This is a genomic window from Streptomyces dysideae, from assembly GCF_001514305.1.
Taxonomy (GTDB): domain Bacteria; phylum Actinomycetota; class Actinomycetes; order Streptomycetales; family Streptomycetaceae; genus Streptomyces; species Streptomyces dysideae.
Window position 1 is genome coordinate 1 of record NZ_KQ949076.1, and the last position, 20,383, is coordinate 20,383.

The window sequence follows — 20,383 nt, forward strand, 5'->3', positions numbered from 1 at the left end:
GACGGAGGATTCTGGGAGCCTGCGGAGCACGTGAACGGCCCTTAAGGTGGCAGACGTGTCGTACGTAGGCTCCCAGAATCCTCCCCAGCCCCGCCGTCCCCGCCGCCGCCCGCTGACCGTCGCGGTCGCGGCGCTCGTGCCGGGGGCGTTGCTCGGATGGGTGGTGTACGACGCCGTGGGCGAGGGCGGGACGGACCAGGCGTCCGCGCAGACCCCCGCAGCCTCGACGAGCGCACCTCCCACCGCACCCCCCACGGCGTCCTCAACCAGCGACGACGAGAAGCCGAGCCCCGCCCCCTCCGGCCCGCTCAAGGGCAAGGTCGTCGTCATCGACCCCGGCCACAACCCCGCCAACTTCCAGCACACGGCCGAGATCAACCGCAAGGTGAACATCGGCACGAACTGGAAGGGGTGCGACACGACGGGGACGTCCACCAACTCCGGTTACACGGAGGCCAAGTTCACGCTGGACGTCGCCCACCGCCTGCGCACCCTCCTCCAGCAGCAGGGCGCCACGGTGAAACTGACCCAGGACGGCGACCGGCCCTACGGCCCCTGCATCGACGAGCGGGCGAAGATCGGCAACAAGGCGGAGGCCGATGCCGTCGTCTCCATCCACGCGGACGGCTCCGGCGCCGGCAACCGCGGCTTCCACGTCATCCTCCCGGCCAAGGTCAAGGCGGGCACCGCCGACACCGGCCCCATCATCGCCCCCTCCCGCGACCTCGGCGAACGCATCGCCGGCAACTTCGCCCGCGCCACCGGCACCGCCCCCTCCAACTACGTCGGCGACGGCACCGGCCTCGTCACCCGCAAGGACCTCGGCGGCCTCAATCTGTCCACGGTTCCCAAGGTCTTCATCGAGTGCGGCAACATGCGCGACAGCGAGGACGTGGCGCTGCTGACCAGCGGTGCGTGGCGGCAGAAGGCGGCGCGGGGGATCTCTGAGGGGCTCGTGAGTTTCCTGGAGGCGTAGAGAGTTCGACAGCACGCGGCGGCGGCCGTTGACGACGGTGGCTACGAAGCCGAGCCGGGGAAGGCCGTGATCGACCCGCCCGTGTCGACGAGTTCGCAGCTTTCCCGCTTCACGTGGCAGCGGACCAAGTAGGTCGGCCCGTACGGCAAGGCGACGAGGGACACCTTCTTGCCGTTGCCGTAGCCCTCAGGCCACTCCTGCTCGGCCAGACCGAGCAGGAGCTGGTCGTCGGACTCCCAGACCATGCCCTGGACATGGACCCGCGAGGCTGCCCGCAGCTCCGCTGTCACCTCGCCGCTCGACGCGTCGTGTACGACGAGTGAGCCGTCGCCGCGCGCGTCGGCGATCCGCCGCCCGTCCGGCGAGAAGCGCATCTCACCGGTCTCGTCGCAGAGCTCCCAGCGCTGCTTCTCCGACTGCGAGAGCGCATAGCTGCGCAGGCAGTCGTTCGGCACACGCAGCAGTACGGAGTCGCCGACGATCGACAGACCTGCCTGATGCTTGTTCAGGTCCGCCGAGGGCCAGGCCGTCTTGTCCTGGTCGAGGCTGCCGACGTTCTGGATAAGCCCGTTCCATTCCACGAGTACGTCGTGCCCCGCGAAGCCGTAGACCGAGTCGACGCCCTCGTAGGTACGGGAGTCGACCTTGCCGGTGGTCAGGTCGGCGCGCTTCACAACCACCGACCGGCCCTCGGTGGGATGCACGGTCCAGGCCGCGAAACGGCCGTCCGCGGAGACGTTCAGCTGAGTGGTGTGCTGCCCGTCCGCCGTGCGCTCGAGTTCCTTCGTGGAACCGTCCGCATCGACATAAGCCACGACCGTGACGGATGAGGACTCCTGCGCGAGATAGACGAATCCCCGGTCCCCGGCCCGCCAGATCCGGAACCCGTCGTACTTGTCCGGGACCGAGAAGACCTTGCCACCGAGCATGACCTGCCTGGAGGTTTCCCCGTCGCCGCCGCCCGTCCCGTACGGCACCTGGGTGTCCGGGCCCATCGGCAGCTTCCGTAGCTCCTTCGGCACCGAGTCCCGTACCGCCCACTCCGGCCTCGACGAGGCCGGCGGCTGCGCGTCGGACGTCGGCAGCCCGCTCAACGGGACCGCCACCGCGACCGCTGCGACCGCGGCCACCGCGGCGGCTGCCGCGGCGAACCGCCGCCGCCCCACCACGCGCCTGCCGTCGCCCAGCACCCGGTCCGCCCAGCCGTCGGGGACGGACACCTTGTCCGCCCGTGCGACGAGCATGTCCCGCACCGGGCCGCTCGTCTGCTCCCTCTGCTCGCCCTGCTCCGTCACAGCGCCTCCTCCACAGCCTTCGGCAATCCCCCGGTGACCATCTCGCGCAGCTTCTTCAGGGCCCGGTGGGCCTGGGTCTTCACCGTGCCGACCGAACAGCTCAGCAACTCGGCAGTCTGCGGCTCGGTGAGGTCCTCGTAGTAGCGCAGTACGATCACCGCCCGCTGCCTGGGCGGCAGCGAGCACACCCACGCCCAGATCCGCTCCCGCTCGTCGACCTCGGACGTTCCGTCCTGGGTCACGGTGTCCGGCACCGTCGGCACGCTCTCCGCCAGGCCGTCCGTCAGCCGCTCTCCGCGCACGCGTCTGCTGCGCCACCACGAGGTGGCGGTGTTGGCCAGCGTCCGCCGGACGTAGGACTCCAGCGCCCGCGGATCGCGCAGCCTGGGCAGTGCGACATAAGCCTTGACCAGCGCCGACTGCAGCAAGTCCTCGGCCAGTGCGTGGTCGCCGCCGGAGAGCAGGTACGCGGTCCGCAGCAGCGCCCGGGAACGGGCATGCACAAACTCGGAGAACGCCTCTTCGTCGCGTCTGCCTGCCATGGCCGCCTCCCCACGATCTGTCACTGACATGTATGGGACGTGCTAGGAGGCAGAACCGTTGACCAAAGGAATCGTGAGTTTCCTGCGCAGGTAGCGGGCGGGTCGCGCTCAAGCGATGATCCCTGGGGACACCGTGACCGGACGGACGATAGTGTCGTCCATATGATGAGGGGTCACCCCCTACGCTTCACACCGGGGCCTGACGGCGACATGGTGACAGCGACGCCTCCACCCATGACGAGACGACTGAACTGAAGGACCGACTGAAGTGAATATCCGCTCCCTCACTCGAGGCGACGGCGTGGTGATCGGAGCAGCGGTGTTGCTGTTCATCGCGTCGCTCCTCGACATTGCCAGCTGCGACGGCCCGGACAGCGTCTGCGACACCGTTCCTAACGCCTGGGGCATGACGCTCGGCCTCGGCCTCGGCACGTACATGACCGGCGTGATCGGTGGCGCGCTCATCGTGGTCGCCCGTCTCCTCCCCCAGCCGCGCAAGGTCGCGGGCCTGGACATGGGGACGGTCGGTGTGGTCCTGACGGTCGCCACCGCCTGGTCGCTGCTGTGGTGGTGGATCGACGCGGATGGCGCCGGCTTGGGCCTCATCCTCGGCCTGATCGCCGCCCTGGCCCTCGCCGCCGGCGCGATCGCCGCCCCGCTGGTCCCGGCCCTGAACGCCGCGCTCCTCCCGGCCCCCCGCCCCGCCGCCCCCCAGCCCTACGGCGCCCAGCCCCCCGCCGGTTACGGCTACCCCGGCGCCCAGCAGCCCCAGCCCGGCCAGCCGTACGGCGGCCAGCCGCAGCCCGGCCAGCCCTTCGGTGGGCAGCCCCAGCAGCCCCAGCCTCAGCAGGCGCAGCCGCAGGCGCCCGCCGCGGACTTCTCGCCGTTCTGGTTCGCCGTGCCGGTGCCGCGTCCGCTGTTCGCGGAGGACGGTTCGCCGGCGCCGATCGCGGAACTCGCGCCCGGTACCTGGTACCTGGCCGTCGAGCAGCGCGGCCCGGCTCTGGTCGCCCAGACGCAGGACGGCCGCCGCGGCGTACTCCAGGACACGTCGGGGATCCAGCGCGGCTGAGCCCTCGAAGCCGTACGACAAGCCGTACGACGGCCCCTCGCCCTTCCGGGTGAGGGGCCGTTGTCATACAGTCACCCTCCTTGGCTGACGCACCGTCAGGAGGCAGGCATGCGGCTCGGGCTCGCACTCGGCTACTGGGGCCGCGGCCCCTCCCCCGACCACGTCCCGCTCGCGCAGGAGGCGGAGCGGCTCGGTTACGACTCCGTGTGGACCGCCGAGTCCTGGGGGTCCGACGCTTTCACTCCCCTCACCTGGATCGCCGCGCAGACCTCGACCATCAAGCTGGGTACGGCGGTTGCCCAGATGGCCGCCCGGTCGCCGACCACCACCGCCATGCACGCCCTCACCCTCGACCACCTCTCCGGCGGACGCATGATGCTCGGGCTCGGCCTGTCGGGACCGCAGGTCGTGGAAGGCTGGTACGGACGGCCATTCCCCACATCCCCTCTCACCGCGACCCGCGAGTACGTCGATGTCGTACGGCAAGTGCTGTGGCGCGAGGCGCCCGTGGCACTCGACGGGCGGTTCCACTCCCATCCCTATCGGGGCGCGGACGGGACCGGCCTCGGCAAGGCGCTCAAGCCGATCACGCATCCCCTCCGGGCCGAACTGCCCGTCCTGCTCGGCGCCGAGGGGCCCAAGAACGTCGCCCAGACCATCCGGATCGCCGACGGCTGGCTACCGCTGTACTGGTCACCGTCCCGGCCCGAGGTGTACGGCCCGTCCGTCAGCGATCTGCCTGACGGCTTCCTCGTCGCTCCCATGGCCCGCGTCCAGGTCTGTGCCGACGTCGCCGAAGGGCTGCTGCCGGTCAAGGTCATGCTCGGTTTCTACATCGGCGGCATGGGGCACGCCGCCCGGAACTTCCACGCCGATCTGATGGCCCGCATGGGGTACGAGGAGGAGGCCCGGCATATCCAGCGGCTCTTCCTGGAGGGGCGCCGGGAGGAGGCCGTGCTCGCCGTGCCCGATGCCTTCGCCGACGAGATCTCCCTCGTCGGGCCGCGTGAACGCATCGCCGAGCGGCTGGAGTTGTGGCGGAAGGGGCCGGTGACGGACCTGCTGGTGCTGTCGTCCGATCCGCACACCTTGCGGGTGCTGGCCGAGCTCAACACGTAAGGGAGGGCGCAGGTTTCGTCCACGCTTCAAGGGACACCCGGAGGGCATGTCTCCTCGGTATCGCGGTGCCAATCAGGCCGGGTCGATCATTGCGGTCGTCGCCGACGTCATGGCCCTGATCCTGGGCCTGTGGATCCTGATGTACCTGCTGGACGCGAATCGCGCGAACGACTTCGTGCAGTTCATCCAGGACGCGGCCCGCTGGCTGGCGGGCTGGTCCTACGACCTGTTCACCTTCGACGAGGCCTGGGCACGCGTAGTTGCCGGATACGGCCTGGCGGCGGTCGTCTACCTGTTCATAGGCCATGCGATAGCCAATCGCCTACATCGACACTGACGCCTCAAGGGGCGCGGGGAACTGCGCGACAAGCCACAACGAACCCCGCACCCGCCAGAGCAACACAAACCACCCGAGCTCTCAGGCGCAACGATCCGGGTCAAGCCCCGCAGGAAGCCGCTCGCCCCCGAACACCGCACAAGTCGCCTCATGCCCCCCAAGCGCCGCAACCGCCAACAACAGCGACCCCGCCGTCCAAGTGGTCAACTCGCGCGGCCAGATCGCGTCGTCGTCGAAGACGTATCCCGTCCAGTACAGGCCCGACTCCGGGTCACGCAGGTGCTGGATCGACTGAAGTATGTCCAGCGCACGGTCGGACTCACCTATCACCCAGAGGGCCAGGGCGAGTTCGGCCGACTCGCCGCCTGTCACCCACGGGTTGGGGAACACGCATCGCACCCCGAGTCCGGGCACGACGAAACGGTCCCAGCCCTCCTCGATACGGGCCTTGGCCTCCGCACCGGTCAGCGCGCCGCCCAGTACCGGGTAGTACCAGTCCATCGAGTAACGGTCCTTGTCCAGGAACCGCTCGGGATGCCGCCGGATCGCGTGCCGCAACGCCCCCGCAGCCAACTCCCAGTCCGGCTGCGCCTCTTCCCGCTGCTCGGCGATGGCCAGCGCACACCGCAGCGCGTGGTGGATCGAGGAGGAACCGGTCAGCAGCGCGTCCGCGGTCTCCGTGCCGTCGTCGTCGCGCCGCCAGCCGATCTGGCCGCCGGGCTGCTGCAGTCGCAGCACGAACTCGGTCGCCGCGTACACCGTCGGCCACATGCCGTCCAGGAACGTGTCGTCGCCGGTGGAGAGGTAGTGGTGCCAGACGCCTACGGCTATGTAGGCGACGAAGTTGGTCTCGCGCCCGCGGTCGGTGACGTCGTCGTGGGCCCCGTCCGCGTACGCCGCGTACCAGGAGCCGTCCGCGTTCTGGTGCCGTGCCAGCCAGGTGTACGCCCGCTCGGCGGCGGCGTGTTCGCCCGCCGCGTCCAGTGCCATCGCCGCCTCGACGTGGTCCCACGGGTCGAGGTGGTGGCCGCGGAACCACGGGAGTGCGCCGTCCTCCCGCTGTACGGCGAGGATCCCGGCGACGGTCGCGGCGGCCTGCTCGGCGGTGAGGACCCCGGGCAGGACGAGGTGTTCTGTCCGGGGGGTGGTCACTTGGCGTCCACCCGGGGGAGGTGGGGCTTGGTCGCGTACGCCACGAAGCTCTTGCCGATCAGCGGGTTCAGGGCCTGTTCGGCGACCCGGGTGGCCAGCGGTTTCTTCATGATGTCCCAGACCAGCAGCTTGTGGTACGCCCGTACCGGCAGCGCCTTGTCGTTGTCGACGCCGAACGCGCACTTCAGCCACCAGTACGGGGAGTGGAGCGCGTGCGCGTGGTGGGTGCCGTACGGCTTCAGCCCGGCTTCCCTGATCTTCGCGAGCAGTTCGTCCGCCTTGTAGATGCGGATGTGGCCGCCCTCGACCTCGTGGTAGGCGTCGGACAGGCTCCAGCAGACCTTCTCGGGGCCGTAGCGCGGGACGGTGACGGCGATCCGGCCGCCGGGCTTCAGCACCCGGACCATCTCGGCGAGTACGCCCTTGTCGTCCGGGATGTGCTCCATGACCTCGGAGATGATCACGACGTCGAAGGACTCGTCCGGGAAGGGAAGCGCCAGCGCGTCGCCCTCCATCGCCGTCGCGGTGGCGCCCTCGGGGGCCTCGCCGGCCTCCTTCATCGCCGCGAACCACTTCGCGACCTCGCGGATCTCCTCGCCGTTCTGGTCCAGCGCGACGACCTGGGCGCCCCGCCGGTAGCACTCGAACGCGTGCCGGCCGGCACCGCAGCCGAGGTCCAGGACGCGGTCACCCGGGGCGAGCGGGAACCGGGAGAAGTCGACGGTCAGCACGTGGCCCTGCTTTCGGCGTGATCTTCTGGGGTGGGAGTGGGAGTGGCAACTGCTGGGGTTGGCGGTGCCGTTGTGGCTGGTTGTACGGACGCGCTTCCCGGTACCGATGGTTGACCGGCCGAGCGCGCGATCGCCTCCCGGTACCGGGCCACCGTGCCCTCCGCTGCCCGCGCCCAGGTGAACCGCTCCAGCACGCGCTCCCGGCCCGCCGCGCCGAGCCGGGTCCGCAGACCGGCGTCGCCCAGCAGTCGGCTCAGTCCGGCGGCCAGCGCTCCCGCGTCGCCCGGCGGTACCGCGAGGCAGGTCTCGCCGTCCCGGCCGGCCACTTCCGGGATCGCACCGCCCGTCGTGGCGACCAGCGGCGTGCCCGTCGCCATGGCCTCCGCGGCCGGCAGGGAGAAGCCCTCGTAGAGCGACGGCACGCACGCGATCTCGGCCGAGCGGACCAGGTCGACCAGTTCGGCGTCCGAGATGCCCTTGACGAAGTCGACGGCGCCTTCGAGGCCGTAGCGCTCGATCGCCACGGCGACCGGCCCTTCCGCCGGTCTTTTGCCGACGACGACGAGGTGGGCGTCGGGGTGTTCGGTGCGGACCTTCGCCAGGGCCTCGACGAGGAAGACCAGGCCCTTGAGCGGGACGTCGGCACTGGACGTGGTGACGATGCGGCCGGGGATCCGGCGTACCGACTCGTCCGGGGAGAACAGGTCCGTGTCCGCGCCGATGTGGACGACGTGGATGCGGTCCTGCCGTACGCCGAGGTGGTCGACGATCTCGTCGCGGGAGGTGCCGGAGACGGTGAGCACGGTGGGCAGGCGGCGTGCCACGCGCTTCTGCATGCGGGTGAAGGCGTACCAGCGGCGTATGGACATCCGGCGCCGCGGGCCTTCCGCCGCGTCCAGTTCGAGGCGGCGGTCCACGGTGATGGGGTGGTGGATGGTGGTGACGAGGGGGGCGCCGACGTCGCCCAGCAGGCCGTATCCGAGCGTCTGGTTGTCGTGTACGACGTCGAACTCGCCGCGTCGGGCGCGGAGATGGCGGCGGGCGCGGAGCGAGAACGTCAAGGGCTCGGGGAAGCCGCCGGTCCACATCGTCGCCACTTCCAGCGCGTCGATCCAGTCGCGGTACTCGTCGCGCTTCGGGGTGCGGAACGGGTCGGGCTGGCGGTACAGGTCGAGGCTGGGCAGCTCGGTGAGGGTGAGGTCGGCGTAGCCCTCGTCGAGGACGGGATAGGGCTGGGAGCCGATGACCTCGACGCGGTGGCCGAGGCGGGCGAGCTCGCGGGAGAGGTGGCGTACGTAGACGCCCTGTCCGCCGCAGAACGGGTTCCCTTTGTAGGTGAGGAGCGCGATGTCGAGCGGTCGCTCGCCGTCGGCGGCCAGGTCCTCGGAGGACCCCGCCTGACTGGCCTCAGCGGTCACTCTGGGCCCCCTTCTCCCTGCACTGTCCCGCGAGATTACGCCGGGACGCTAATCTAGAACAAGTTTCAGACTTGATCGTTCAGGAGGCTCTGAATCTACCGGCAGGTAGCGCCACTGTGAGCGGTGGATCGGGTGATTCACGCCACGGCCGACGCCCTGGCATGCTGTCTGATCACTCGCCCTCACCGACTGTCACGGAACGGGACCCATGCCTGCGGAAACCAAGGTGGACAAGGTGGCCAAGGTGGAAGCCAGTACGGCACGGCCGGCCTCGGCGCCGCTCACCGAGCGGCAGGAGGCGCGGCGTCGCCGCATCCTGCACGCGAGCGCGCAACTGGCCAGCCGGGGCGGGTTCGACGCGGTGCAGATGCGGGAGGTCGCGGAGTCCTCGCAGGTGGCTCTGGGCACCCTGTACCGCTACTTCCCGTCCAAGATCCATCTGCTGGTCGCCACGATGCAGGACCAGTTGGAGCACATGCACAGCACGCTGCGGAAGAAGCCGCCGCAGGGCGACACGGCGGCCGAGCGGGTGGCGGAGACGCTGATGCGGGCCTTCCGGGCGCTGCAGCGCGAGCCGCATCTGGCCGACGCGATGGTCCGGGCGCTGACCTTCGCGGACCGCAGTGTGAGCCCCGAGGTCGACCAGGTGTCCCGGCAGACGACGGTGATCATCCTGGATGCGATGGGGCTGGAGAACCCGACGCCGGAGCAGTTGTCGGCGGTCCGCGTCATCGAGCACACCTGGCACTCGGCGCTGATCACCTGGCTGTCGGGGCGCGCCTCGATCGCCCAGGTGAAGATCGACATCGAGACGGTGTGCCGGCTCATCGCCCTGACGGCCCCGGAGGACAGGGGCTAGGGCTGGGCCAGAGCGGCCCTGGGCGCGCGAAAAACCTACGAGACGGGTTCCCTGCGCCGGCATTACCCGGATCAGGTAGTGGAGGTCGCCTTCCGGCCTGACTGCTGCCTTCCAGCCTCTCAGCCCGACCGTCGCTGTCGGCCCCAGCGGATCCCGAAGGGTCTCGCAGAAGTCGGCTACTCCGGTTGGACTCCCTCACTCGCCCCGTAGGCACTTACCAGTGTAGAACTCCCATTCGGAGTACAACACCCCAAATAGTAATTTCTGTCCTGATTTTTTTTTCGGCGCTCGAGATGACCCCGAGATGACTGGGGGCTCAGCCCACCAGCGCCAGCCCGCTCCAGCTCCGCCCGAGCGCCGTCTCCGCCGCCCAGCGCTCCAGCAGCCGCCGCGCGTCCTCCTCCGGGGCCGCCAGCGACACCTGCTGTGCTCCCGCGTGTACGGTCCGCTCCTGCTCGTGGGTGCCCTCGCTGCAGCAGGCGCACAGCATGCGTACGGCGCTGGCGGGCTCGGCGCCGTAGCCGTGCTCGCCGAACAGTTCGAGCAGGGCTCTGAGGTCGGCGTCCTCCCCCGCGCTCACCGTGACCTCCAGGGTGGGCAGGTCGGAGGACTCGAAGAGGAGGAGCTCGTCGAAGACCGGATAGGTCGTGCCCTCGAAGATCCGCTCGCCGTTCGGCGCACCGTCGTGGACCACGATCTCGCCGTACCGCCTACCGCCGGTGATCGGCACGTTGATCACCCGGCCGCGCGTCGGACACCGGCGCTCGATCCACACGACCTCGCGCTCGCCGCCGGTGTCCAGCCGCACACAGGCGTGCCCGAGGCGGGCCTCGATCTCGCCCTCCCCGTCGGGGAGTTCGATGCCGAACCCGGCCCAGGCGTCCCGTGCCGTCGCCCAGTCGCGCTGGATGGTGGCGGCGATGCCGAGGTTCCAGTACGCGGGGTCGCCCTCGCCGCGCGGGGAGCGGGCAGCGGCCTCACGGCCGAGGTCGTACGCCTTCGCCCAGCTGCGCAGGAACTTGTGGGCGAGCGCGGCGTCGTACCACCACTCCGCGCTCGACTTCTCGTCCGGGTAGTGCGCGAGCACCTGCTCGTAGAGCTCGGCGGAGCGCAGCCACTCCTCGGCGTCCCACGCCGCGCGCGCCTGTCTGAGCAGCTCCCTGGCCTCGGACTTCCGCACTTCTTCCCCACCCCGGTCGATCAGTTCGGACGAAACCGGGAGAGCGTACTCCGCCGCACCGACACCCCTACTCCTCGGGCGGGAACACCGGCTCCCCGCTGCCGAGCATCGTGATCATGATGGCCTCGACGGGGCAGCTCTCCGCCGCCTGGAGGATCTTCTCGTTGGCGTCGGTATCCGGGTCGGCCGGGTGGGACTGGCGGCCGGTGTCGAGGCGGAAGCCGTCGGGGGCGTGGTGGACGCACTGGGCCGAGCCGATGCACACCGACCGGTCGACCTCGACGTGCCAGCGGTCGCCCATCTCCCCTACGCCTCCCAGCCCGCCGGGAGGTGGATCATCTTGTGTTCGAGGTACTCGCCGTAGCCCTCGGGCCCGAACTCCCGCCCAAGACCGGAGTTCTTGTAGCCGCCGAACGGGCCGAGCATGTCGAGGCTGAAAGTGTTGACCGAGTAGGTGCCGGTACGGACCTGGCGGGCGACGTCGATGCCGTGGCCGACGTCGGCGGTCCACACGCTGCCGGAGAGGCCGTAGTCGGAGTCGTTGGCGATCTTCAGGGCCTCGGACTCGTCGCCGTAGGGCAGGAGGCAGATCACCGGGCCGAAGATCTCCTCGCGGGCGATCCGCATGGAGTTGTCGACGTCGCCGAAGAGGGTCGGTTCGACGTACCAGCCCTTGTCCAGGCCCGGTGGACGCCCGCCGCCGGTGAGGATCTTGGCGCCCTCCTCCTGGCCGATGCGGATGTAGTCGAGGTTGCGCTGCTGCTGGCGTTGGGCGACCAGCGGGCCCACCTGGGTCGCCGGGTCCAGCGGGTCGCCGACCACCAGGGCGCCCGCCGCCGCGGCGAAGGCCTCGGCGAACTCGTCGTAGCGGGAGCGCGGGAGCAGGATCCGGGTCTGGGCCACGCAGGCCTGGCCGTTGTTCATCCAGGCGGCCGGGACGATGCCCGCGACGGCCGTCTCGAGGTCCGCGTCCGGGAGGACGACGGCCGCCGACTTGCCGCCCAGCTCCAGTGTCACGCGGGTGAGATTGCGGGACGCGACCTCCATCACGCGCCTGCCGGCCGCGACCGAGCCGGTGAAGGCGACCTTGTCGACGCCGGGGTGTCCGACGAGGCACTCGCTGACCTCGCGGTCCGCCGGGAGGATGGAGAGCACACCCTCCGGCAGCCCGGCGTCCCGCGCGATCTCCGCGAGGAGGTAGGCGTCCAGCGGTGACTCGGGCGACGGCTTGAGCACCACCGTGCAGCCGGTGAGCAGGGCGGGCGCGAGCTTGGCGGCGGCGACGAACTGCGGGACGTTCCACGGGACCACGGCGGCGACGACGCCGACCGGCTCCCGTCGGACCAGGATCCTCCCGAGGACGCCGTCGCGGGTCTCCTCGTATGTGAAGCCGCGGGCGACCGTGATCGCCGCGTCCCACACCATCATCGCGCCGAGCGCCTGGGCAAGGACGCTCCAGGAGTACGGCGAGCCGTTCTCGGAGGAGATCACGCGGGCGATCTCCTCGTGCCGCACGGCGATACCGTCCTTGATGCGGGTGACGACCTCGATCCGCTCGTCGAGGGTCATCCGCGGCCAGGGCCCCTCGTCGAACGCCTTCCGCGCGACCGCGACCGCCCGGTCCACGTCGGCCGGCGAGGCGTGCGGGACGCGTCCGAAGACCTCCTCGGAGTGCGGCGAGATCACCTCGATGACGTCCTTGCCGAGGGGGTCGGTCAACTCCCCGCCGATGAACAGCTGTCCGTGTTCCACGAGCTCGGTCATGGCCGACTGCCTCCCGGAGCGCGACTCCGACTCTGACGATCCATCAGATATCTCTGAAACTGATACCAGTTCCACTACGAGGAGTCCACGGATCGCACATCATTCGCGCCTACGCTGATCAAGCGGGAGGGGAGACAAGGGAGATGACGAACGCGCGTGAGCGCCGGCGTGCCTGGACGGTGTTCGCACTGGCCGCGACGACGGCGGTCTGCGGTGCCGTGTGGATGGCCGTGAACTGGGAGGACGCGCGGGGCGGCAACGGCGTGTCCGTCCACCGGGAGACCCAGAGCCCGGAGGAGATCAGGAAGTACTGGACACCGGAACGCATGCGGGAGGCGAAGCCCGGATGACTCGGGGTCCGGGTGAATCGGGCTCCCATCGGAACGCGTTCTAGTTATAGTGGCCGGAGCGTGGCCGAACGCGGCGATTGGGGAGCCCATGGCGCAGGCGCAGGTGTACGACCACGGCGGCGGTGTCCGGTCCCTCCAGGTCCCCATCCCGGACAACCCTCTCGGGCACACCCTCGTCCACGTCGTCGACACCGACCGCGGCCCGGTCCTGGTCGACACCGGCTGGGACGACCCCGCCTCCTGGGACACCCTCGCCGAGGGGCTGGCGGCCTGCGGGACCGCGCCCGGTGAGATCCACGGCGTGCTGATCACCCACCACCATCCCGACCACCACGGCCTGTCGGGCCAGGTCCGCGAGGCGTCCGGCGCCTGGGTCGCGATGCACGCGGCGGACGCGGCGATCGTGCGGCGCACCCGGGAGACGCGTCCCGGGCGCTGGTTCTCCTACATGGCGGCCAAACTCACCGCCGCCGGTGCCCCCGAGGAGCATGTGGCGCCCCTGCGCACGGCTCGCGCACGGGAGTTGCCCGGCTTCTCCCCCGCCCTGCCCGACCGCGAGATCGTCCCCGGCGAACTCCTCGACCTGGCGGGCCGCCGGCTGCGCGCGATCTGGACGCCGGGCCACACACCCGGCCATGTCTGCCTGCACCTGGAGGAGGAGCACCCGGCTCAACTCCCCGGCCACGGACGCCTGTTCTCCGGCGATCACCTGCTGCCGGAGATCACCCCGCACATCGGCCTCTACGAGGATCCCGACGACGCCACCGTCACCGACCCTCTCGGCGACTACCTCGACTCCCTCGAACGCGTCGGCCGCCTCGCCCCCGCCGAGATCCTCCCGGCCCACCAGCACGCCTTCACCGACGCGCCCGCCCGGGTCAGGGAGCTGCTCACCCACCACGAGGCCCGCCTCACCGGCCTGCTGACCCTCCTCGCCACCCCGCTGACCCCCTGGCAGCTCGCCGAGCGCATGGAGTGGAACCGGCCCTGGGACCAAATCCCGTACGGATCAAGGAACATCGCGGTGTCGGAGGCGGAGGCGCATCTGCGGCGGCTGGTGAAGCTGGGGCGGGCGGAGGCGGTGGCGGGGAGTGAGCCGGTGGCGTACGTGGCGGCGTAAGACGTTTTGCCTCCCCGGACACGGCGACGGCGGCCTCGGGGCAGGGGCCGCTGGACCCGGCCTGGTGGCCGTGGTGTGCTCGTAGCCCTCAGCCCAGTCCCGCATCCGCCTCTCGAGGTCCGCTGCTCAGGTACGACCGGATCAACTCTCCGGCGGCCCCGAGGAGTTCGGTCTCCCGTCGGCTCATCGTCGGGTTGGCGGCCCGTCGCCGCAGCGCCTCCGTCAGTCCGTCCCGGGTGAGGTGGGAGGGATCGGCGAGCAGGGCGTCCAGGATCGCGCGGGCGGGGCCGGCGACCGGCTCCTCCGGCCCGAGCCGATCAGTCTCCCCATGCCCCGAACCTAACGCCCCTCACAGGCGGCCCCCACCCGTTGTTTACGGGCGAGTAGAGTGGCCGGGTCGCCATCACGCCCGTACGGGGGGAAGCCGGTGCAATTCCGGCACTGACCCGCAACCGTGAGCCGCCCGCCTCTGGTGGACGGTGAGCCGGACTGCCCCGCCCGGGACCGTGACCGGCTCACGTGCACCGGCAACTCGCCGGTGTGCGGCACCGTCGAGGTCTGCGGAGCCGAGCCGCCGGGGTGGGTCCCGTGCTGCCCGGCTCCCTTCAGGGAGAGGCACCCGCCGATCATGAACGTCCGCCGCAGTGCCGCGGTCCTGGCCGCCACCACCGTGATCGGCATGGCCACGCCCGCCGCGGCCGCCGACTCGTCCCCGTCCGCGTCGCCGTCCGTGGAACTCCCGTCCGGGCTGTACGGCACCACCGACCCCACCTACGACGGCGTCTGGCGCCAGTCCCTCGCCCTGCTCGCGCAGGACAGCGTGGGGGTGCGGCCGGCGGCGAAGGCGGTGTTCTGGCTCACCGGCCAGCAGTGCGCGAACGGCGCGTTCGCCGCGTACCGCGCCGACACCGCGAAGGCCTGCGACGCCAAGCTCATGGTCGACACGAACAGCACGGCCGCCGCCGTTCAGGCGCTGGCCGCGCTCCGCAGGCACAACGCCGCAACCGACAAGGCCCTGGCCGCGCTCGCCGGGTACGACGCCGTGACCGACAAGGCCGTGGCCTGGCTGAAGTCCGTCCAGAACAGGGACGGCGGCTGGGGCTACGCCCCCGGCGGCGCGAGCGACACCAACTCCACGTCGGTCGTCATCGGCGCCCTGGCCGCCGTAGGAGAGAAGCCCGCGGAGGCCGTGCGGGACGGCAAGTCCCCGTACGACGCCCTGCTGAAGCTGGCCCTCCCCTGCGACGACGGTGGCGGTGCCTTCGCCTACCAGCCGGACGAGAAGGGCAAGCTCGCGGCCAACGCGGACGCGACGGCGGCGGGCGTGCTGGGTGCGCTCGGCACGGGCCTGGTGGTGAAGGCGGGGAAGTCCGAGGGTGCTGTCTGCGCCGACCCTGGCACCCCTGAGCAGGCGGCGGCGAACGGCGCCGCGTACCTGACGAAGGCGGTTGCGAAGGACGGCCACCTGACGTCCGCCCTCGCCGGTGCCGACGACCGGCCCGACTACGGCAACACCGCGGACACGGTCATAGCGCTCGCCGCCCAGGGCGGTACCGCGGCCGCCCAGAAGCCCCTGAAGTGGCTGGAGCAGAACGCCGTGACCTGGGCCGAGCAGAGCGGTCCCGCCGCCTACGCCCAGTTGATCCTCGCCGCCCACGCCGCCGGCACCGACCCGCGCGACTTCGGCGGCACGGACCTGGTGAAGCAGCTCAACGCCCAGGGGCCGGCCCCGCTGACGGCGACGGCCGTCCCAGAGAAGGACGAGGAGGAGGACGAGGAGGAGGACAAGGACGGCGGCGTCAGCATCTGGTGGTTCATCGGCCTCAACGTGGTCGGCGCCATCGGCATCGGCTTCCTGGTCCGCTTCGGCCGCAACTAGGGACGCGACCAGTGCCCCTCCGCCGCACCGCCCTGCTCCCGGCCGTACTCCTGTCCGCACTCCTGGCCTCGCTCGTCCTCGCGACCAGCGCGGGCCAGGCGCATGCCGTCGGCTACCGCTACTGGTCCTTCTGGGAGCGCGACGGCAACCACTGGGCCTACGCCACCCAGGGCCCGTCCATCGCCGTCCCCGCCGACGGCGATGTCCAGGGCTTGCGCTTCTCGGTCAGCGCCGACTCCAGCGACGCGGCCCAGCCCCGAGGCACGACGGCCTTCCCGACGATCTGCGCGAGGACACCACCGCAGGCCGGGAGGAAGCGAGTAGCCCTGGTCATCGACTTCGGCACGACAGCGGACGCCCCATCAGGCGAAGCCCCGCCGAAGCCCAGAACGGCCTGTGCCCGCGTCCCCTCGACCGCGACGACGGCAGAGGCGCTGGCATCGGTCGCCAAGCCCCTCCGCTACAACACCAACGCCCTGCTGTGCGCGATCGGCGGATATCCGGAGACGGGGTGCGGGGAGCAGGTGGCGAAGGAGAACAAGCCGACGGCAACGGAGCCGGCCGACGAGGGGGAGGACGGCGGCCCGTCGGTGGGTCTGTTCGCGGGGGTCGGGGTGGTGGCGGTGCTGGGGGCGGCGGCGGTCTGGCAGGCACGGCGGCGGCGAGCCTGATGTCAACCGGACCCACGCGGCCTGCGGGCAGCCGTGCCACTGGCGTGCCACCCGTCCCAGCGACGAGCGGCACCCTGCCGGTGCCGACAAGCACCCCAACCCCCCACCGACGCCCCACACCTCTGCACCCCGGCGCCTGGTGGCTCTGGTCCCTCTGCCTCGGCACCGCGGCCACCCGCACCACCAACCCCCTCCTCCTCACCCTCCTCATCGCAACCTCCGCCTACGTAGTGGCAACCTGCCGCCCAAGCACACCCTGGTCCCGCTCCTACGGCGCCTTCGTCAAGCTCGCCCTCGCCGTCCTCCTCATCCGTCTCCTCTTCGCGGCAGCGCTCGGCTCCCCCATCCCCGGCACCCACGTGATCGTCGCCCTCCCCGAACTCCCCCTCCCCGACTGGGCACAGGGCATCCGGCTCGGCGGCCAGGTCACCGTCGAATCCCTCCTCTTCGCCCTCTACGACGGCCTGAAACTGGCCACCCTCCTCATCTGCGTAGGCGCGGCGAACGCCCTCGCCAACCCCACCCGCCTCCTCAAGTCCCTGCCCGGCGCCCTGTACGAGATGGGCGTGGCAGTCGTCGTGGCCCTCACCTTCGCCCCGAACCTCATCGCCGACGCCCAGCGGCTGCGCGCCGCCCGCCGCCTGCGCGGCCGCCCCGACAAGGGCATCCGGGGCCTCCTCCACGTAGGACTCCCGGTCCTGGAGGGCGCGTTGGAACGCTCGGTGGCCCTGGCCGCCGCGATGGACGCGCGAGGCTACGGCCGTACCGCCGACGTCCCTGCCCGTATCCGCCACACCACCACCGCCCTCACCCTCGGCGGCCTGCTCGGCGTCTGCGCGGGAACGTACGGCGTCCTCACCGCCGAGGGCGCCGCCTACGGCCTCCCCGTCCTCCTCGCCGGAGTCACCGCCGCCCTGGCCGGCCTGCATCTGGGCGGCCGCCGTTCCCTGCGCACCCGTTACCGCCCCGACCCCTGGGGCACCCGGGCCTGGCTGATCACGGCGTCCGGCGTCACGGTCGCCGCGCTCCTCACCCTCGCGGCGTCCGCGGATCCCCAGGCCCTGCACCCGGGCGTGGTCCCGCTGACCGCCCCCGCCCTGCCCCTCTGGCCCGCGGCAGCCGTACTCCTCGGCCTGCTGCCGGCTTTCGTCGCCCCCAAGGAGCCGTCGTGATCCGCTTCGAGGACGTCTCCGTCACGTACGACGGCGCCCCCGAACCCACCGTTCGGAGCGTGGACTTCGAGGTCCCGGAAGGCGAACTCGTCCTCCTCGTCGGCCCGTCGGGCGTAGGCAAGTCCACCATCCTCGGCGCGGTCAGCGGCCTGGTACCCCACTTCACGGGCGGCACCCTCCGCGGCCGGGTCACAGTCGCCGGCAGGGACACCCGCACCCACAAACCCCGCGAACTCGCGGACGTCGTGGGCACGGTGGGCCAGGACCCGCTCTCCCACTTCGTCACGGACACGGTCGAGGACGAACTCGCCTACGGCATGGAGTCGTTGGGCCTCGCCCCCGACGTCATGCGCCGCCGCGTGGAGGAGACCCTGGACCTCCTCGGCCTCGCCGACCTCCGCGACCGCCCGATCGCCACCCTCTCCGGCGGCCAGCAGCAGCGCGTGGCGATCGGCTCGGTCCTCACCCCCCACCCCAGGGCCCTGGTCCTCGACGAACCGACCTCCGCCCTCGATCCCGCGGCCGCCGAGGAGGTCCTCGCCGTCCTCCAACGCCTGGTCCACGACCTCGGCACCACCGTCCTCATGACCGAACACCGCCTGGAACGCGTCATCCAGTACGCCGACCAGGTCGCCCTCCTCCCGAGCCCGGGCGCGACGCCGGTCCTCGGCCCTCCGGCGGAGGGGATGGCCGTATCCCCGGTGTATCCCCCGGTGGTCGACCTGGGCCGCCTGGCGGGCTGGACTCCGCTCCCCCTGACGGTCCGGGACGCCCGCCGCCGCGCCGCGGACCTCAGAACCCGCCTCACGGACAAGGAACCGGAGCAGCACAACTCACCCCCCGCTGCGCCGACTCCCACAGTCCCCGCCGCGCGCCGCAGCTCCCGCTTCCACCTCCCCTTCCGGAAAAGGCCGGCGCCGGCCGTGCGCTCAACTCCCGCCCCGCCGGCGGAAGTCCACTCCCTCTCCGTCCGCCGCGCCCACATCCAGGCCCTCCGCGAGATCACCCTCACCATCGCCCCCGGCGAGACGATCGCGTTGATGGGCCGCAACGGCGCCGGAAAGTCCACCCTGCTCAACGCGCTGGTCGGCCTGGTGGAACCGTCCTCCGGATCGGTGCGCGCAGCCGGTGCGGTACCGCACCGTACGCCGCCCCGGGACCTCGTCCGCCGCGTGGGCCTGGTCCCCCAGGAACCCCGTGACCTCCTCTATGCCGACACGGTCGCCGCCGAGTGCACGGCAGCCGACGAGGACGCGGCCCCCGGCACCTGCCGGGCCCTGGTCTCCGACCTGCTCCCCGGCATCACGGACGACACCCACCCCCGGGACCTGTCGGAGGGGCAGCGCCTGGCACTCGCCCTGGCGGTGGTCCTGACGGCCCGCCCTCCGCTCCTCCTCCTCGACGAACCGACCCGCGGCCTGGACTACGCGGCGAAGGCCCGCCTGGTCGCGCTCCTGCAGGGTCTTGCCGCCGAGGGCCACGCGATCGTCCTGGCGACACACGACGTGGAACTGGCGGCCGAACTGGCCCACCGGGTGATCCTCCTCGCGGAGGGCGAGGTGATCGCCGACGGCCCGGCGGCCGACGTGGTGGTGGCGTCGCCGTCCTTCGCACCGCAGGTGACGAAGATCCTGGCCCCGCAGAAGTGGCTCACGGTGGCCCAGGTGAGGGCGGCCCTGGCATGAGCACAGCCGTCCCCCAGGCACGGGCGGTCCGGCTGGGCCCGCGCTCGGTCGTCGCGCTGGCGCTGGTCAGCGCGATAGGGATCACAGCGCTCCTCTGGCCGTTCCTGACCCCGCCCACATCCCGGCTCGGCGCGCACGCGCAGGACGCGCCCTGGCTCTTCGCGGCGCTGCTGATCCTCCTGGTGGCGGTGGTGGCGGCGACGATCTCGGAGTCCGGCCTGGGCCCGAAGGCGGTGGCGATGCTGGGCGTCCTGGCCGCGACCGGTGCCGCCCTGCGCCCGATCGGCGCGGGTACGGCGGGCATCGAGCCGATGTTCTTCCTGATGGTGCTGAGCGGCCGGGTCCTGGGCCCGGGCTTCGGGTTCGTGCTGGGCGCGGTGACGATGTTCGCGTCGGCGCTGCTGACGGGCGGGGTGGGGCCGTGGATGCCGTTCCAGATGCTGGCGATGGGCTGGTTCACGATGGGCGCGGGGCTGTTGCCGGGCCCGGACCGCCTGCGTGGCCGTGCGGAAGTCGGGATGCTCGCGCTGTACGGCTTCCTGGCGGCCTTCGCCTACGGCACGGCGATGAACCTGGCCGGCTGGCCCTTCATGAACGCTCTGTCCTCGAACATCGCCTTCGACCCGGAGGCGGCGGTCCCGGCCAACCTGGCCCGCTTCGTCGCGTACTGCCTGGCGACGTCCCTCGGCTGGGACCTGGGCAGGGCGGTGATCACGGTCGCATTGACCCTCACGCTCGGCCCGGCCGTACTCAAGGCACTACGCAGGGCCACTCGCCGGGCGGCTTTCGAGACGGCGGTCACTTTCGAGGACCGTTGATGGGTGAAGCACCCCACATGACCCAGGTCACCTACGAGGCGAAGTAGTAGCCGTGATCTGCTGACATGCCCACACCATAAGGGCCCGTGACCTGCGCATTGAGACCCAGCTCACACGAGGGACGCAAAGCTCAAATGCGACCACAACTAGTAAAGGGGGTGTTTGCGGACAGCTCCCAAGCCTGCTTCTGTGGATGACGTCGCACGGCGCCGACGTGCCCTCAGGGCCTCGGCGCCGACGCAT

Annotated in this window: 20 protein-coding genes, 1 pseudogene and 1 riboswitch; of the genes and pseudogenes, 12 read left to right on the top strand and 9 right to left on the bottom strand. The window is 71.2% G+C overall.

The genetic code is table 11. The features are described from left to right. Positions 1 to 55: 55 nt before the first annotated feature. On the top strand, positions 56 to 976 hold the full coding sequence (locus tag AQJ91_RS03325; protein ID WP_067016148.1) for an N-acetylmuramoyl-L-alanine amidase: 921 nt from the start codon (positions 56 to 58) through the stop codon (positions 974 to 976). 41 nt (positions 977 to 1,017) lie between these two features. Here AQJ91_RS03325 and AQJ91_RS03330 read toward each other — a convergent pair whose 3' ends face one another. Then, positions 1,018 to 2,271 (bottom strand): hypothetical protein, encoded by a 1,254-nt coding sequence (locus AQJ91_RS03330; protein WP_067016150.1) that lies wholly within the window; start codon positions 2,269 to 2,271, stop codon positions 1,018 to 1,020. Further along, a complete protein-coding gene (locus tag AQJ91_RS03335; protein WP_067016153.1) occupies positions 2,268 to 2,813 on the bottom strand; it encodes a SigE family RNA polymerase sigma factor in 546 nt (181 codons plus the stop codon). Before AQJ91_RS03335 ends, AQJ91_RS03330 begins: the two co-directional genes overlap by 4 nt. 268 nt (positions 2,814 to 3,081) lie before the next feature. Between AQJ91_RS03335 and AQJ91_RS03340 the strand changes: the two genes are divergently transcribed. The 3 genes from AQJ91_RS03340 (at position 3,082) to AQJ91_RS03350 (ending at position 5,341) form a co-directional block, all read left to right on the top strand. Next, on the top strand, positions 3,082 to 3,885 hold the full coding sequence (locus AQJ91_RS03340; protein ID WP_079084643.1) for a DUF5336 domain-containing protein: 804 nt from the start codon (positions 3,082 to 3,084) through the stop codon (positions 3,883 to 3,885). A 108-nt stretch (positions 3,886 to 3,993) separates the two neighbouring features. Continuing rightward, complete coding sequence (locus tag AQJ91_RS03345) at positions 3,994 to 5,004, top strand: LLM class F420-dependent oxidoreductase (RefSeq protein WP_067016159.1); 1,011 nt, start codon at positions 3,994 to 3,996, stop codon at positions 5,002 to 5,004. A 46-nt stretch (positions 5,005 to 5,050) separates the two neighbouring features. Continuing rightward, a complete protein-coding gene (locus AQJ91_RS03350; protein WP_067016161.1) occupies positions 5,051 to 5,341 on the top strand; it encodes a hypothetical protein in 291 nt (96 codons plus the stop codon). 81 nt (positions 5,342 to 5,422) lie between these two features. Here the strand turns inward: AQJ91_RS03350 and AQJ91_RS03355 are convergent, their stop codons facing one another. Genes AQJ91_RS03355 through AQJ91_RS03365 form a run of 3 tightly spaced genes read right to left on the bottom strand, consistent with a single transcriptional unit; the run spans position 5,423 to position 8,642 of the window. Further along, positions 5,423 to 6,493: a prenyltransferase/squalene oxidase repeat-containing protein gene (locus AQJ91_RS03355; RefSeq protein ID WP_067016163.1), complete on the bottom strand. Its 1,071-nt coding sequence runs from the start codon at positions 6,491 to 6,493 to the stop codon at positions 5,423 to 5,425. After that, positions 6,490 to 7,224 (bottom strand): class I SAM-dependent methyltransferase, encoded by a 735-nt coding sequence (locus AQJ91_RS03360; RefSeq protein ID WP_067016165.1) that lies wholly within the window; start codon positions 7,222 to 7,224, stop codon positions 6,490 to 6,492. Before AQJ91_RS03360 ends, AQJ91_RS03355 begins: the two co-directional genes overlap by 4 nt. Continuing rightward, the gene (locus tag AQJ91_RS03365; protein ID WP_067016167.1) at positions 7,218 to 8,642 is read right to left on the bottom strand and encodes a glycosyltransferase family 4 protein; all 1,425 of its coding nucleotides are present in this window, start codon (positions 8,640 to 8,642) and stop codon (positions 7,218 to 7,220) included. Before AQJ91_RS03365 ends, AQJ91_RS03360 begins: the two co-directional genes overlap by 7 nt. Before the next feature lie 208 nt (positions 8,643 to 8,850). On the opposite strand from AQJ91_RS03365, the gene AQJ91_RS03370 reads away from it, so the two are divergent. Continuing rightward, a complete protein-coding gene (locus AQJ91_RS03370) occupies positions 8,851 to 9,501 on the top strand; it encodes a TetR family transcriptional regulator (protein WP_067016169.1) in 651 nt (216 codons plus the stop codon). A gap of 316 nt (positions 9,502 to 9,817) precedes the next feature. Here AQJ91_RS03370 and AQJ91_RS03375 read toward each other — a convergent pair whose 3' ends face one another. From AQJ91_RS03375 to AQJ91_RS03385, 3 genes are all read right to left on the bottom strand, one after another. Next, the gene (locus AQJ91_RS03375) at positions 9,818 to 10,681 is read right to left on the bottom strand and encodes a tetratricopeptide repeat protein (protein ID WP_067016171.1); all 864 of its coding nucleotides are present in this window, start codon (positions 10,679 to 10,681) and stop codon (positions 9,818 to 9,820) included. A 67-nt stretch (positions 10,682 to 10,748) separates the two neighbouring features. After that, complete coding sequence (locus AQJ91_RS03380) at positions 10,749 to 10,982, bottom strand: ferredoxin (protein ID WP_067016173.1); 234 nt, start codon at positions 10,980 to 10,982, stop codon at positions 10,749 to 10,751. Positions 10,983 to 10,987: 5 nt separating this feature from the next. Next, positions 10,988 to 12,445, bottom strand: a complete 1,458-nt coding sequence (locus AQJ91_RS03385) for an aldehyde dehydrogenase (RefSeq protein ID WP_067016175.1) — start codon at positions 12,443 to 12,445, stop codon at positions 10,988 to 10,990. 143 nt (positions 12,446 to 12,588) lie between these two features. Between AQJ91_RS03385 and AQJ91_RS03390 the strand changes: the two genes are divergently transcribed. Together AQJ91_RS03390 and AQJ91_RS03395 are read left to right on the top strand one after the other, a co-directional pair. After that, a complete protein-coding gene (locus AQJ91_RS03390) occupies positions 12,589 to 12,795 on the top strand; it encodes a hypothetical protein (RefSeq protein WP_067016177.1) in 207 nt (68 codons plus the stop codon). Between the two features lie 88 nt (positions 12,796 to 12,883). Beyond that, a complete protein-coding gene (locus AQJ91_RS03395) occupies positions 12,884 to 13,915 on the top strand; it encodes an MBL fold metallo-hydrolase (protein ID WP_067016178.1) in 1,032 nt (343 codons plus the stop codon). Positions 13,916 to 14,003: 88 nt separating this feature from the next. Here AQJ91_RS03395 and AQJ91_RS55125 read toward each other — a convergent pair. After that, positions 14,004 to 14,216: pseudogene (locus tag AQJ91_RS55125) on the bottom strand (phosphotransferase); the annotation flags it as partial. Positions 14,217 to 14,333: 117 nt separating this feature from the next. Continuing rightward, positions 14,334 to 14,421, top strand: a riboswitch (cobalamin riboswitch). 122 nt (positions 14,422 to 14,543) lie between these two features. Between AQJ91_RS55125 and AQJ91_RS03400 the strand changes: the two are divergent. From AQJ91_RS03400 to AQJ91_RS03420, 5 genes are read left to right on the top strand one after another with little or no spacing between them, the layout of a single operon-like run. Then, positions 14,544 to 15,794, top strand: coding sequence for a prenyltransferase/squalene oxidase repeat-containing protein (locus tag AQJ91_RS03400; protein ID WP_067016180.1), 1,251 nt, complete (start codon positions 14,544 to 14,546; stop codon positions 15,792 to 15,794). Between the two features lie 11 nt (positions 15,795 to 15,805). Beyond that, complete coding sequence (locus AQJ91_RS03405; protein ID WP_234381790.1) at positions 15,806 to 16,465, top strand: SCO2322 family protein; 660 nt, start codon at positions 15,806 to 15,808, stop codon at positions 16,463 to 16,465. Then, positions 16,465 to 17,637 (top strand): energy-coupling factor transporter transmembrane component T, encoded by a 1,173-nt coding sequence (locus tag AQJ91_RS03410; RefSeq protein ID WP_079084644.1) that lies wholly within the window; start codon positions 16,465 to 16,467, stop codon positions 17,635 to 17,637. Before AQJ91_RS03405 ends, AQJ91_RS03410 begins: the two co-directional genes overlap by 1 nt. Then, positions 17,634 to 19,322, top strand: a complete 1,689-nt coding sequence (locus AQJ91_RS03415) for an ABC transporter ATP-binding protein (RefSeq protein WP_067016184.1) — start codon at positions 17,634 to 17,636, stop codon at positions 19,320 to 19,322. The genes AQJ91_RS03410 and AQJ91_RS03415 overlap by 4 nt, the downstream gene beginning before the upstream one ends. Then, on the top strand, positions 19,319 to 20,140 hold the full coding sequence (locus tag AQJ91_RS03420) for an ECF transporter S component (RefSeq protein ID WP_067016186.1): 822 nt from the start codon (positions 19,319 to 19,321) through the stop codon (positions 20,138 to 20,140). The genes AQJ91_RS03415 and AQJ91_RS03420 overlap by 4 nt, the downstream gene beginning before the upstream one ends. Positions 20,141 to 20,383: the final 243 nt, after the last annotated feature.

Bases quoted from the DNA above. Each gene is read 5' to 3' on its own strand.
- AQJ91_RS03335 (WP_067016153.1), bottom strand. From the start codon at position 2,813: ATGGCAGGCAGACGCGACGAAGAGGCGTTCTCCGAGTTTGTGCATGCC.
- AQJ91_RS03345 (WP_067016159.1), top strand. From the start codon at position 3,994: ATGCGGCTCGGGCTCGCACTCGGCTACTGGGGCCGCGGCCCCTCCCCC.
- AQJ91_RS03350 (WP_067016161.1), top strand. From the start codon at position 5,051: ATGTCTCCTCGGTATCGCGGTGCCAATCAGGCCGGGTCGATCATTGCG.
- AQJ91_RS03370 (WP_067016169.1), top strand. From the start codon at position 8,851: ATGCCTGCGGAAACCAAGGTGGACAAGGTGGCCAAGGTGGAAGCCAGT.
- AQJ91_RS03380 (WP_067016173.1), bottom strand. From the start codon at position 10,982: ATGGGCGACCGCTGGCACGTCGAGGTCGACCGGTCGGTGTGCATCGGC.
- AQJ91_RS03385 (WP_067016175.1), bottom strand. From the start codon at position 12,445: ATGACCGAGCTCGTGGAACACGGACAGCTGTTCATCGGCGGGGAGTTG.
- AQJ91_RS03390 (WP_067016177.1), top strand. From the start codon at position 12,589: ATGACGAACGCGCGTGAGCGCCGGCGTGCCTGGACGGTGTTCGCACTG.
- AQJ91_RS03395 (WP_067016178.1), top strand. From the start codon at position 12,884: ATGGCGCAGGCGCAGGTGTACGACCACGGCGGCGGTGTCCGGTCCCTC.
- AQJ91_RS03400 (WP_067016180.1), top strand. From the start codon at position 14,544: ATGAACGTCCGCCGCAGTGCCGCGGTCCTGGCCGCCACCACCGTGATC.
- AQJ91_RS03410 (WP_079084644.1), top strand. From the start codon at position 16,465: ATGTCAACCGGACCCACGCGGCCTGCGGGCAGCCGTGCCACTGGCGTG.
- AQJ91_RS03420 (WP_067016186.1), top strand. From the start codon at position 19,319: ATGAGCACAGCCGTCCCCCAGGCACGGGCGGTCCGGCTGGGCCCGCGC.